At 51.9% G+C, this 13,030-nt stretch carries 12 protein-coding genes, 1 pseudogene and 1 other annotated feature (1 of these 14 cut by a window edge); of the genes and pseudogenes, 3 read left to right on the top strand and 10 right to left on the bottom strand.

Annotated features, from left to right (window positions below):
* Positions 1-139 precede the first annotated feature (139 nt).
* Positions 140-604 carry an acyltransferase gene (locus HV318_RS05805; protein ID WP_182271958.1) on the bottom strand — a complete coding sequence of 155 codons (465 nt, stop codon included), beginning with the start codon at positions 602-604 and terminating at the stop codon, positions 140-142.
* Between the two features lie 436 nt (positions 605-1,040).
* On the opposite strand from HV318_RS05805, the gene ugd reads away from it, so the two are divergent.
* Together ugd and HV318_RS05795 are read left to right on the top strand one after the other, a co-directional pair.
* On the top strand, positions 1,041-2,207 hold the full coding sequence (ugd, locus tag HV318_RS05800) for a UDP-glucose 6-dehydrogenase (RefSeq protein ID WP_182271957.1): 1,167 nt from the start codon (positions 1,041-1,043) through the stop codon (positions 2,205-2,207).
* A 122-nt stretch (positions 2,208-2,329) separates the two neighbouring features.
* Positions 2,330-3,631, top strand: a pseudogene (locus HV318_RS05795) (IS4 family transposase).
* A 34-nt stretch (positions 3,632-3,665) separates the two neighbouring features.
* Here HV318_RS05795 and HV318_RS05790 read toward each other — a convergent pair.
* Positions 3,666-4,670, bottom strand: coding sequence for an NAD-dependent epimerase (locus HV318_RS05790; RefSeq protein ID WP_182271956.1), 1,005 nt, complete (start codon positions 4,668-4,670; stop codon positions 3,666-3,668).
* A 192-nt stretch (positions 4,671-4,862) separates the two neighbouring features.
* On the opposite strand from HV318_RS05790, the gene wzzB reads away from it, so the two are divergent.
* On the top strand, positions 4,863-5,843 hold the full coding sequence (gene wzzB / locus HV318_RS05785) for an LPS O-antigen chain length determinant protein WzzB (RefSeq protein WP_182271955.1): 981 nt from the start codon (positions 4,863-4,865) through the stop codon (positions 5,841-5,843).
* Positions 5,844-5,889: 46 nt separating this feature from the next.
* Here the strand turns inward: wzzB and hisIE are convergent, their stop codons facing one another.
* From hisIE to hisG, 8 genes are read right to left on the bottom strand one after another with little or no spacing between them, the layout of a single operon-like run.
* Positions 5,890-6,501: a bifunctional phosphoribosyl-AMP cyclohydrolase/phosphoribosyl-ATP diphosphatase HisIE gene (gene hisIE, locus HV318_RS05780; protein WP_182271954.1), complete on the bottom strand. Its 612-nt coding sequence runs from the start codon at positions 6,499-6,501 to the stop codon at positions 5,890-5,892.
* Positions 6,495-7,271, bottom strand: coding sequence for an imidazole glycerol phosphate synthase subunit HisF (hisF, locus tag HV318_RS05775; protein ID WP_182271953.1), 777 nt, complete (start codon positions 7,269-7,271; stop codon positions 6,495-6,497). Before hisF ends, hisIE begins: the two co-directional genes overlap by 7 nt.
* The gene (hisA, locus tag HV318_RS05770) at positions 7,253-7,990 is read right to left on the bottom strand and encodes a 1-(5-phosphoribosyl)-5-[(5-phosphoribosylamino)methylideneamino]imidazole-4-carboxamide isomerase (protein WP_182271952.1); all 738 of its coding nucleotides are present in this window, start codon (positions 7,988-7,990) and stop codon (positions 7,253-7,255) included. Before hisA ends, hisF begins: the two co-directional genes overlap by 19 nt.
* Positions 7,990-8,580 (bottom strand): imidazole glycerol phosphate synthase subunit HisH, encoded by a 591-nt coding sequence (gene hisH / locus HV318_RS05765; protein ID WP_182271951.1) that lies wholly within the window; start codon positions 8,578-8,580, stop codon positions 7,990-7,992. The genes hisA and hisH overlap by 1 nt, the downstream gene beginning before the upstream one ends.
* Positions 8,580-9,647, bottom strand: a complete 1,068-nt coding sequence (gene hisB / locus HV318_RS05760; protein ID WP_182271950.1) for a bifunctional histidinol-phosphatase/imidazoleglycerol-phosphate dehydratase HisB — start codon at positions 9,645-9,647, stop codon at positions 8,580-8,582. The genes hisH and hisB overlap by 1 nt, the downstream gene beginning before the upstream one ends.
* Positions 9,644-10,705 carry a histidinol-phosphate transaminase gene (gene hisC, locus HV318_RS05755; RefSeq protein WP_182271949.1) on the bottom strand — a complete coding sequence of 354 codons (1,062 nt, stop codon included), beginning with the start codon at positions 10,703-10,705 and terminating at the stop codon, positions 9,644-9,646. The genes hisB and hisC overlap by 4 nt, the downstream gene beginning before the upstream one ends.
* Complete coding sequence (gene hisD, locus HV318_RS05750; RefSeq protein ID WP_182271948.1) at positions 10,702-12,006, bottom strand: histidinol dehydrogenase; 1,305 nt, start codon at positions 12,004-12,006, stop codon at positions 10,702-10,704. The genes hisC and hisD overlap by 4 nt, the downstream gene beginning before the upstream one ends.
* 5 nt (positions 12,007-12,011) lie before the next feature.
* Positions 12,012-12,911 carry an ATP phosphoribosyltransferase gene (gene hisG, locus HV318_RS05745; protein WP_000886595.1) on the bottom strand — a complete coding sequence of 300 codons (900 nt, stop codon included), beginning with the start codon at positions 12,909-12,911 and terminating at the stop codon, positions 12,012-12,014.
* A gap of 45 nt (positions 12,912-12,956) precedes the next feature.
* Positions 12,957-13,030, bottom strand: a sequence feature (His leader region) (it continues 50 nt past the right edge of the window).

The raw sequence follows: 13,030 nt of genomic DNA, 5'->3' as shown, positions 1-13,030 counted from the left end.
AGTTTATGTCTGTTGATATGTATCTAAATATTTATAGTGTAAATATTGATGATTAGATACCCATTACTCTGTGATGATACTTTGTTGAAACTGGTTTTACAGAGAGAGTGTTCTATCAATTCACTCATTTTTTAATGAATTATTCATTCGTAACTGAACGGATTATTTTTGCCGGGTTCCCTGCGACAATGACATTATCAGGTACATTTTTTGTTACGACAGAACCAGCACCTATAATGCTATTATAGCCGATAGTGATTCCCGGTAGAATTGTTGCATTGGCACCAATAGAAGCCCCTTTTTTTATCAGCGTTTTTGAGTACTCGGCATGATGTTTTTTTGATCTTGGATAAAGATCGTTCGTGAATGCTACGCAGGGACCAATAAAAACATTATCGTCTAAAGTGATACCATCCCATAAATAAACGCCTGATTTAACTGTAACGTTATTGCCAATAACAACTTTATTTTCTATAAGGGTATGTGCACATATATTGCAGTTTTCACCAATTATTGCATGTTCAAAGATAACTGCATATTGCCAAATTGTTGTCCCTGAGCCAATGTTGCTTGATTTTACATCGCTTAATGGATGGATCTTCATATGCTTTCTCTCATTATCATTAAAGTATGATTTTTTAACAGAATAACAAAAAAATTTATTTGTGAAAAGTTATATTAAGTGCGTTGAAAATGCCTATAAGCAAGGGTATCACAAATGGTTCTGTATTGAATATTATAGGGATAATTTTGTTTTTACGCTTTTAATGTGCGACCCCGGGATTAATCTGATTTAACATTCATAATGTTGCTTAGTTAGAAAATGGTTAAAGGGTATATCTATAGCGGAATCGTCCACTGCGCCTAGTTTTGTAAGAAATGATGACTCTGAGTAAGTATAAAATACTGTTTTAGTGGGTTTGTATAGACAGGTATTCTTCTTGACAGTCGATTAACATAAGATGTAAAAACCTCAGCAGTTGTTTATTGCGGTGGGGTCCTCGCGCCTCCTGACACTCATACTTGAAGAAGTTGAACAAATGAAAATAACAATCTCCGGAACAGGCTATGTCGGTCTCTCAAACGGCATTCTGATTGCACAGAACCACGAGGTCGTTGCGCTTGATATTGTGCAGGCCAAAGTGGATATGCTTAACAAAAAGCAATCCCCGATTGTGGATAAAGAGATCCAGGAGTATCTGGCGAACAAGCCGCTGAATTTCCGTGCCACCACGGACAAAGAAGATGCCTACCGCAATGCGGATTATGTCATCATCGCGACGCCAACCGATTACGACCCAAAAACAAACTACTTCAACACCTCCAGCGTTGAAGCGGTCATCAAAGACGTTACGGCGATTAACCCGAACGCGGTGATGGTTATCAAGTCGACCATTCCGGTAGGCTTCACCAAATCTATCAAAGAAAAGCTGGGTATTGATAATGTCTTCTTCTCGCCAGAGTTTCTGCGTGAGGGCAGGGCGTTATACGATAACCTGCATCCTTCCCGTATCGTAATCGGCGAGCGCTCTGAGCGTGCGGAGCGTTTTGCTGCGCTGCTGCAGGAAGGGGCAATTAAGAAAGATATTTCGGTGCTGTTTACCGACTCTACCGAAGCCGAAGCGATTAAGCTCTTCGCGAACACCTATCTTGCAATGCGCGTGGCTTACTTCAACGAGCTGGACAGCTATGCAGAGAGTCTGGGGCTGAATACTCGTCAGATCATTGAGGGTGTGTGCCTCGACCCACGTATCGGTAACCACTACAACAACCCGTCGTTTGGTTACGGTGGCTACTGCCTGCCAAAAGATACCAAGCAACTGTTGGCCAACTATCAGGCTGTTCCAAACAACCTGATCTCGGCGATTGTTGACGCCAACCGTACACGTAAAGATTTTATCTCCGACTCTATCCTTGCTCGCCAGCCGAAAGTGGTGGGTGTGTATCGCCTGATCATGAAGAGTGGTTCTGATAACTTCCGCGCCTCTTCAATTCAAGGGATCATGAAACGTATTAAGGCGAAAGGCGTTCAGGTTGTTATTTATGAACCTGCAATGCAGGAAGACGAGTTCTTCCATTCTCGTGTTATGCGTGATCTGGACGCCTTTAAGAAAGAATCGGATGTGATCATCTCTAACCGTATGGCGGAAGAGCTGGCGGATGTGGCGGATAAAGTTTATACCCGCGATCTGTTCGGTAGTGATTGATCCTCTGTCTGATACGTACAAAAAACCCGGCTAGCTGCCTAATGCCGATCGTTTAAGGATCGATTGACCGATCCGGTGGTTGGTGCAAAAGGGTTCCATGTTCATCGTGGAACCCTTTTTAAATGGAACTTTCCCAGGCCCTCGGCATTATCAATATTACTGCTCCCGATGAAGTTCAGAGTCTTTCCGACCTCCTTCCTCACGCTCTCATTCAGCAGGCCTTTTCCCTCACGGATACGGTGACACTTCGTAAGCGTAAGCTCCCCCTCGAATCCATGGTCTGGCTGGTTATTGGGATGGCAATATTCAACAACAAACCTCTCTCCCATATCGTCAATCTGATGGACATCGTTGACCGGACCGGAAAACCCTTTACTGCACCCAGCTCCGTGATAGCCCGGCGCAAAACACTGGGTGAAGATGCCATACGGGAGCTCTTCAACCTCACGCAAAAACACTGGCATGAAGAAGCCAGGCATCCCCTCTGGAATGGCCTGATGCTCAATGCTGTTGATGGCGTGGTCTGGCGCACACCTGATACACCAGAAAATGCAGCAGCTTTCACGAAAGCAGAAAACCAGTACGGAGAAAAGGGCTTTCCGCAGGTGCGCATGGTGTGTCTGATGGAGCTGAGCAGCCATCTGCTGCGGGCGAGCGTAATGGACCGGTACGACGTGAGTGAAATGCGTCTGGCAGCAAGACTGGTGGAACAGGTACCGGATAACAGCGTGACGCTGTTCGACAGGGGGTTCTGGTCGATGGGGCTTTTGCACGACTGACACAGTGCCGGAGAAAACCGCCACTGGTTACTGCCGATGAAGAAGGGCACAAAATATGAGGTGGTGCGCAGACTGGGTAAACAGGATGTGCTGATAACGCTGAAGACGTCCCCGCAGCTGCCGGATACGCTCACAGCCCGGTTAATCAGCCGCAAAGTTAACGGTGTGGAGCGTCAGGTTGTCACGTCAATGACAGACGCGATGCGTTATCCGGCAGCAGGCATTGCAGAACTGTATAAAAACAGATGGGAAATAGAGCTGGGATACCGTGAGGCAAAGCAGTCCCTGTGTGGGAACCGCTGGACACTGAGAAGTAAGTTGCCGGAGATGGTGAGACAGGCGCTGTGGGGAATACTGCTGACGTACAACCTGGTGCGGTATCAGATGGTAAAAATGGCCTTCAGCCTGAAGGGAGATTACCTGCCATATCAGCTGAACTTCAGTGGTTCGCTGGCAGAAATACTGCGGTTGTTAATCGGGCTGCCATGGTCATCACCGGGAGCCGTTCCGGGACACCTGAAGCACTTCTACAGTAATGCGGCAATGCTGAAATTACCGCCGAGGTGTGAACGGGAATATGAAAGGGAAGTAAGGGAAAAGAGAGCTAAATATCCCTTAAAAAACAATGCCGGTCACCTTAAGTGACCGGCATTAGGCTAGCTGCCGGGTTTTTTTTGGTTTAAACCTTGTAGAAATTACGATACCAGTCCACAAAGTTCTTCACCCCATCTTTGACTGAGGTTTGCGGTTTGAAGCCGACCACGTCATAGAGTGGCTGGGTATCGGCGCTGGTGTCCAGTACGTCACCCGGCTGGATCGGCATCATATTTTTGTCTGCTTTTTTACCCAGGGCATCTTCCAGGGCAGTAATGTAATCCATCAGCTCAACAGGGCTGCTGTTACCGACGTTGTAAATTCGATATGGTGCAGAGCTGCTTGCTGGTGAACCGGTTTCCACCGTCCAGTTAGCATCGGCCTGAGGAATAACATCCTGCAGGCGGAGAATGGCTTCGGCGATGTCATCAATGTAGGTGAAGTCGCGTTTCATCTTGCCGTAGTTGTAGACGTCAATGCTTTTGCCTTCAATCATCGCTTTAGTGAATTTAAACAACGCCATGTCCGGGCGTCCCCACGGGCCATACACGGTAAAGAAGCGCAGGCCAGTAGTGGGCAGGTTGTACAGATGCGAATAGGTATGCGACATCAGTTCGTTGGCTTTTTTGGTCGCCGCATAGAGCGAAACCGGGTGATCGACGGAGTCATCGGTAGAGAATGGCATCTTGCGATTGAGCCCGTAAACGGAGCTGGAGGACGCGTACAGAAGGTGTTGAACCTTGTTATGACGGCAGCCTTCCAGCACGTTAAGATGACCAATCAGGTTGGCATCTGCATAGGCATACGGGTTTTCCAGGGAGTAGCGTACGCCCGCCTGCGCGGCCAAATGGATCACGCGGTCAAATTTCTCATCAGAGAACAACGCGGCCATTCCTTCACGGTCTGCCAAATCCAGCTTGTGGAAAATGAAATTGTCGGATTTGAGCAGGTCCAGGCGCGCCAGCTTGAGGCTGACATCATAGTAGTCATTGAGATTATCAATGCCAATGACCTGATGACCGGCATCAAGGAGTCGCTTGCTGACATTCGCGCCGATAAAACCTGCTGCACCAGTAACCAGAAACTTCATATCTTCCCTCATTAACACATGTTCTTACAGATGCCATAGCGCATCAGATTAGGTCTATGATAGCGCGATGGATGCCAGTTACATAACCCATCTTTCTGATATGACTCATCGGATTCTTATAGAAAAATTGCCAGGACGAGATACACTATGCACACATAACTATTTTTGCCCTTTTTATCTGTTAGGGATTGTATGACGCAGAACAACAATAGCCAGGTCAATCGAAGCAATGACCCGGAGCAAATTGATTTACTTGATCTAGTGCTGCAACTGTGGCGTGGGAAGGGAACGATAGCAACATTTGTTGTCGTTTTCATCGTTCTTGCTGTTGGGTATTTATCGGTCGCGAAAGAAAAATGGACCTCAACTGCGATTATTGCTCAGCCCGATGTGGCTCAGATTGCAACATATAATAATGCCTTAAATATTCTCTATGGTAGCGCCGCACCTGCAATGCTCGACGTTCAAACGCGAGTTATTGGTCGTTTCAACTCCTCTTTCTCTGCGCTAGCGCAGACGCTGGATAACCAGCAAGTTCCTGAAAAATTGATTATTGAACCTGCAGTCAAGGGGCAAGCGTTGCCGTTGAGTGTCTCCTATACGGGTGAATCGGCTGAAGCCGCGCAAAAACAACTTGCTCAATACATTCAGCAGGTTGACGAGCAAACGGCTAAAGAACTTGATATTGACCTTAAGGACAACATCAAGCAACAGATCCGCACCCTGGACGACTCTCTGGAAAACCAGACGAAAGTGGCTCAGGAGCAGAAGGATCTGCGTATCAAACAAATTACTGAATCACTTAAGAACGCTGAAGCGGCGAAAATCACTTCACCGAGAATTCAACAAACGCAGGATGTGACCCAGGAAACCATGTTCCTGCTGGGGAGTGAAGCGCTGAAATCGATGATTGATAACGAAGCATCTCGTCCGCTGGTCTTCTCTCCTGCGTATTACCAGACTAAGCAAAACCTGCTTGATATTCAGAATCTGAACGTTAAACCAGAGACGATTCATGTCTATCGTTACGTGATGAAGCCGGATCTGCCGGTCCATCGCGACAGCCCGAAAAAGGCCATTATATTTATTCTGGCGGTGCTGCTTGGTGGGATTATTGGTTCCGGTGTGGTACTGGGACGCAATGCACTGCGAAGCTACAAGTTAAAAGACTGAGTTGCAGACCTGCAGACAAAAAAAGACCGGGTTTCCCCGGTCTTTTTCATTTATGACGCTTACGCAAATTCTCAACCACTGCCGTTAAATCCAGATCCTGATCCTGCAACAGCACCAACAGGTGATATATCAAATCTGACGCTTCGTTAGTCAGCTCTTCCCGGTCGTGCACGGTTGCAGCCAGCGCCGTTTCAACACCTTCTTCCCCAACTTTCTGCGCAATACGCTTGGTACCACTCGCATACAGCTTAGCCGTATAGGAACTTGCCGGGTCAGCTGTTTTACGCTCAGCCAGTAACTGTTCCAGTTGATACAGGAACAGCCACTGATGGCTTGCTTCGCCGAAACAACTGCTGGTGCCCTTATGGCAGGTTGGGCCAATGGGGTTCGCCAGCACCAGCAGGGTATCGTTATCGCAGTCTGGCGTAATGCTGACCACGTTCAGGAAATGGCCAGAGGTTTCCCCTTTCGTCCACAAGCGCTGCTTAGTGCGCGAGTAAAAGGTGACTTTGCCGCTGTCGAGGGTTTTCGTCAGCGCCTCCTGGTTCATATACCCCAGCATCAACACTTCGCCTGAAACGGCATGTTGGACAACCACTGGCAGTAATCCGTCAGTTTTTTCCCAGTCCAGTTGTGCCTGTTGTTGCTCTGTTAACATACCCTGATCTCCACGCCCTGGCCGGCCAGGTACGTTTTTAACTCGCCAATATTAATAATCTGTTTGTGGAACACGGAGGCCGCCAGCGCACCGTCAACGTTCGCATCGCGGAAAGCGTCCAGGAAGTGCTCCATCGTTCCTGCTCCACCGGAGGCAATCAGCGGTACGTGGCAAACCGCGCGTACTTTCTTCAGTTGCTCCAGGTCATAACCGTTACGCACGCCGTCCTGGTTCATCATATTTAGCACGATTTCACCCGCGCCACGTTTTTGTACTTCCTGCACCCAGTCCAGCGTCTCCCATTGGGTCATACGCGTCCGGCTCTCATCGCCAGTGTACTGGTTGACGTGGTACTTGCCGGTTTCGGCGTCGTACCAGGTGTCGATCCCCACGACAATACACTGTACACCGAAGCGGTCAGCAAGACGGGTGATTAACGTCGGGTCTGCCAGCGCAGGGGAGTTAATGGAAATCTTGTCGGCACCGAAAGAGAGAATTTGGGCCGCGTCTTCCGCTGATTTAATCCCGCCCGCCACACAGAACGGAATATCAATAACCTCTGCCACGCGTGACACCCAGCTTTTATCCACTACGCGGCCGTCGCTGGAGGCGGTGATATCGTAAAACACCAGCTCGTCTGCACCTTCATCGGCATAGCGTTTTGCCAGAGGGACAATGTCACCAATGATCTCGTGGTTGCGGAACTGCACGCCTTTCACCACCTGGCCGTCACGTACGTCCAGACAAGGGATTATCCGTTTTGCCAGCATTGAATCGCCTCCGTCACAGTAAATTTTTCTTCCAGTAAGGCACGCCCTACGATCACACCTTGCACGCCAGTACCGCGCAGCGCGGTGATATCGGCTAAGTCGCCAATTCCGCCGGACGACTGGAATGCCACCTGCGGATAACGCGCGCAGACCTCTTCATACAGCGAGACATTAGAGCCGGCCAGCGTCCCGTCGCGGGAGATATCCGTACACAGTACGTGCTTCAGGCCAACGGGCAGATAAAGATCAACCAGCGCTTCCAGCGTGATGCCGGAATTCTCCTGCCAGCCGCTGACGGCAACCTGCTTATTACCCTGTTCGTCGATGCGGACATCCAGCGCCAGCACCAGCGCATCAGCACCAAAGCGGCGGAACCAGCCTTTCACCCTTTCAGGGTCTTTGACGGCGGTAGAGCCAACCACGACGCGCGCAACCCCTGCATCCAGAAGGGCAGCGACATCCTCTTCAGTACGCACACCACCGCCAATCTGCACGGGAACCTCCACGCCAGCCACCAGTTTTTTGAGCAGTGGGATCTGGCGTTTTGCCGGGTCTTTCGCTCCGGTCAAATCAACCAGGTGCAACACCTGTGCACCCTGTGCGGCATAATCCTGCAGGCGTGGCAGCGGATCGTTACCGTAGTCGCGCTGCTGGCCGTAATCACCCTGATGGAGACGAACAACCGTGCCGTCAATTAAATCTAAAGCGGGAATAATCATCACATCTCCAGGAAGTTTTTCAGCAGCTGAGCGCCTGCGGCACCTGAGCGTTCCGGGTGAAACTGCACGCCGAAGAAATTGTCTTTTTGTACCGCAGCGGTGAAAGGTTCACCGTAGTTGCACTGCGCAATAGTGTATGGGTTGACCGGCATGGCATAGCTGTGGACGAAGTAAAAATAAGCCCCGTCTTCGATACCGCGAAACAGCCTGTCGCCCGCTTTTGCGTAAACGCGGTTCCAGCCCATGTGGGGCAGAGGAAGACCGTGATCGGCCATTTTGGGCACGTCTTCGTCAATAATCCCGAGCAGGTCGACGCCGTTGGTCTCTTCACTGCGGCGGCCCAGTAACTGCATCCCTAAGCAAATGCCAAGCACCGGTTGGGTACAGGCTTTGATGAGATCAACCAACCCGCGCGCATGGATCTGATCCATCGCCGCCTGCGCGGTACCCACGCCGGGTAAGAAGAGCTTGTCTGCACGCAGCACCACATCCGGGTCACGGCTCACCGCTGGCGCATAGCCATGGCGTGTAATGGCCGACTTCACGGAGTTCAGGTTGGCGCATCCGGTATCCAGAATCACCACATTCATTACAGCACTCCTTTCGATGAGGGCAGGGCGTCACCTTCCACACGGATCGCCTGGCGCAGAGTACGGCCAAAGGCTTTGAACAGACTCTCCACGCGGTGGTGGTCGTTCTTGCCTTTGGTTTTCAGGTGCAGCGTCAGGCCCATGGTGTAAGACAGGGAACGGAAGAAGTGCTCAACCATTTCGGTACTCAGATCGCCGACGCGCTGGTAGGTGAAATCTGCCTTGTATTCCAGGTGCGGACGGCCAGAGATATCCATCGCGCAGCGTGCCAGACACTCATCCATCGGCAGGACAAAACCAAAACGGTTGATGCCGCGCTTGTCGCCCAGGGCCAGCTTCAGTGCTTCTCCCAGCGCCAGACCGGTATCTTCCACGGTATGGTGATCGTCAATATAGAGGTCACCTTTGACGGTAATGTCCATGCGGAAGCCGCCGTGGGTGGCAATCTGATCCAGCATGTGATCAAAGAAGCCAACGCCGGTGTGGATTTTGCTGCCACCTTCGCGATCCAGCCAGACCTTAACGTCGATTTGTGTCTCTTTGGTGTTGCGTTCAACGTGCGAGTAACGGTCACGTTTGGTTAACTGCTCGCCAATCTTCGCCCAGTTAAGGTCGGTGCGGTTGTAGCGCAGGCCGGGAATTCCCATGTTTTCGGCAAGCGTAATGTCGGTAGCGCGGTCGCCGATGACATAGCTATTCGCTTTATCAAGCAGCTCTTCCACCAGATAACGCTCAACCATCTTCACTTTCGGTTTACGACAGTCGCACTCATCGGCTGGCATGTGTGGACAGATCAGCACCTCATCAAACATCACTCCCTGAGAGGAGAGTACCTGCATCATCAGGTTATGCGGGCCGTCAAAATCCACCTGTGGGAAACTGTCCGTGCCCAGTCCGTCCTGGTTGGTGATCATCACCAGCTTAAACCCGGCCTTCTGCAACCTGAGCAGTACCGGGATCACGTCGGGTTCAAAAGCCAGTTTGTCGAAACGATCGACCTGAAAGTCGGTTGGTGGCTCGGCAATAATAGTGCCGTCACGATCGATAAAGAGATACTTCTGACTCATACTTTCTCCGCTTTCAGGGCGTCAATAACACGCTGGCTCTCTGCACGGGTGCCCACAGTAATACGCAAGCAGCCGCTTAAGGATGGTTGTTTATTTTGGTCTCGTAAGATAATGCCCTGATCCCACAAAGATTTAAACACGGCGCTGGACGCGGTAAAGCGCACCAGGATGTAGTTGGTTTCAGAGTCGAATACCTGCTCAACGCAGGGGATCGCTTTCAGGGCGCTCACCAGATACTGACGCTCTTCCAGGATCTGCGCCACGCGTTCGCGCATGGCGTCGATGCCCTGCGGAGCCAGCGCCTGTGCAGCGATATCGGCTACCGGTGTAGAGAGTGGATACGGGGCGATCACTTTCAGCAGCAGGTCGATGACCTCTTGATTTGCCAGCGTAAACCCGCAGCGCAGGCCTGCGAGGGCAAACGCTTTTGATAAGGTACGCAGTACCACCAGGTGTGGGTACTCTGCGAGCCAGCCTGCCAGCGTGGCCTGCGGGCAGAACTCAATATAGGCTTCGTCAGCCACAACCAGCGCTTTACCGCGAGTCATCTCCAGCAAGGTGCGGATATCCTGCGCCTTGATAATCTGTCCGGTTGGGTTATTTGGGCTGCAGACAAACACCACTTTCACGCCGTCGAGATTATCGGCGATGCTCTGGAGATCGAGCTGCCAGTCGTCCAGCGACAGTATGTTGCGGCACGTCACACCAAAGGTTTCAGCGCTGACGCCATACATCCCGTAGGTTGGCTGGCAGTACATGACTGCATCTTTACCCGGCTCGCAGAAGGCACGGATCAACAGCTCAATCCCTTCATCGGCCCCACGGCTGACCAGTACCTGCTCAGGCTTCACGCCCGCGTATTGCGCGTAGTTTTCAATCACGGCTTTTGGCTGACATTCCGGATAACGGTTCAGCGTTTGCTGTGACAGCTCAAATTGCACTGCCGTCGGGAATTCGTTGGCATTCAGCCAGACATCACCTTTCCCCCCCAGGCGACGAGCAGACTGATAAGGAGTCAGTCGACGGACATTTTCGCGGGCTAATTCTTCAATGTTCATGCTTGCTCCTTCAGGGCTGCAACACGCAGCGTCACGGCGTTTTTGTGGGCGGTCAGTCGTTCGGCTGCTGCCAGGGTTTCAATGGTGGAAGCCAGAGCGGCAAATCCTTCACGAGACAGCTCCTGCACGGTCATGCGTTTCTGGAAATCCGCCAGACCGAGGCTTGAGCATGTGGAGGTATAGCCGTAAGTCGGCAGAACGTGGTTGGTTCCGGAGGCGTAATCCCCCGCGGATTCCGGCGACCAGTCACCCAGGAACACCGAGCCAGCGCTGGTAATACCGTCCACCAGGTCACGCGCGTTGCGGGTCTGAATGATCAGGTGTTCCGGACCGTACTGGTTAGAAATGGTAATACACTGGGCAATATCGCGAGCCACAATCAGGCGGCTGGCGGATAGCGCCTGGCGTGCCGTTTCGGCGCGCGGCAGATCCGCGAGCTGACGTTCTACCGCTTCACCCACGCGTTTTGCCATATCGGCATCTGGCGTCAGTAAAATCACCTGCGAATCCGGGCCGTGTTCTGCCTGGGAGAGCAGGTCAGAGGCCACGAAGTCCGGTGTTGCACCGCTGTCGGCAATCACCAGCACTTCCGACGGGCCGGCAGGCATGTCAATGGCTGCGCCGTCCAGCCGTTGGCTGACCTGGCGCTTGGCTTCGGTCACAAAGGCATTGCCCGGGCCGAAAATTTTGTCGACCTTAGGGATCGATTCGGTGCCAAATGCCAGCGCGGAAATCGCCTGCGCGCCACCCACTTTAAAGACCTCCTGCACGCCGCAGAGCTTTGCGGCATACAGAATTTCATCGGCAATCGGTGGTGGGGAGCAGAGCACCACGTTCTGGCAACCGGCGATACGCGCCGGGGTTGCCAGCATTAATACTGTAGAAAACAGTGGCGCAGAACCGCCGGGAATATACAGGCCGACAGATGCCACCGGGCGCGTGACCTGCTGGCAGCGCACGCCCGGCAGGGTTTCCACATCCACCGTCTGCAATTTTTGCGCGGTATGGAAGGTGTCGATGTTTTTCACCGCGACGGCCATTGCCTGCTTAATCTCATCTCCGAGACGGTTACTGGCGTCTGCCATTTCCTGTTCTGTGATCTTTAACGCACCAACCTCGGTTTTATCAAACTTCGCGCTGTACTCACGCAGCGCATCGTCACCCCGGGCTTTGACGTTATTGAGGATCTCCGCTACGGTGCGGGTGATGCTCTCAGAGGCGGAGATCGCCGGGCGCATCAGCAACTCACTTTGCTGCTCTTCGGTACAATTATTCCAGTCGATGATTGTGTTAAAGCTCATGGCCGTTACTCCATCATCTTCTCAATTGGCAGCACCAGAATGGAGCTTGCGCCCAGTGCCTTCAGTTTTTCCATTGTTTCCCAGAACAGGGTTTCGCTACTCACCATGTGCATTGCCACGCGCTGCTGATCGCCCGCCAGTGGCAGAATAGTGGGGCGCTCAGCGCCTGGCAGCAGGGCAATCACTTCATCCAGACGCTCGGTAGGCGCGTGCATCATGATGTATTTAGATTCGCGAGCCTGAATGACGCCCTGAATACGGGTCAGCAGTTTGTCGATCAACTGCTGTTTGGCATCGGCCATTTCGCCATCGCGCTGGATAAGACAGGCTTTAGAGCGATAAATCACTTCTACTTCGCGCAGGCCGTTCGCTTCCAGCGTGGCACCGGTAGAGACGAGGTCACAGATAGCGTCAGCCAGACCCGCGCGCGGCGCTACTTCAACAGAACCGTTCAGCAGGCAGGATTTAAACTGCACGCCTTTCTGATCCAGATAACGCTTCAGCAGGTGCGGGTAAGAGGTGGCAATACGCTTACCGTTCAGCGCGGCCGGGCCATCCCAGGCTTCATCGACCGGTGTGGCCAGCGACAGGCGGCAGCCGCCGAAATCCAGACGACGCAGGGTAAAGTAACGCGGATCCTCGCCCTGGGCACGGCGAGTCAGTAACTCTTCTTCCAGCACGTTTTCGCCGATAATGCCGAGGTCAACAACGCCATCCATCACCAGCCCCGGGATATCGTCATCACGCACGCGCAGAATGTCGATGGGCATATTTTCAGCCAGTGCAATCAGGCGCTGAGTGTGCAGGTTAATTTTAATCCCGCAGCGGGCCAGCAGTTCGCGTGAATCGTCACTCAAACGGCCTGATTTTTGAATAGCTATGCGTAAACGTGAGTTATCTAACATTCTGTGTTCCTCGTTAACCTGTTTTAACCTGTCTGAATTCGGTCCAAAAAAAAGCCCCCGGAAGAAGATCTTCCGGGGGCTTTCTCATGCGTTCATGCACCACTGGAAGATCTAACTGT

The sequence above is a fragment of the Enterobacter sp. RHBSTW-00901 genome (genome assembly GCF_014103115.1).
GTDB lineage: Bacteria > Pseudomonadota > Gammaproteobacteria > Enterobacterales > Enterobacteriaceae > Enterobacter > Enterobacter cloacae_P.
The sequence above is the reverse complement of the archived record's forward strand: the minus strand, read 5'-3'. Positions and strand labels throughout refer to the sequence as shown.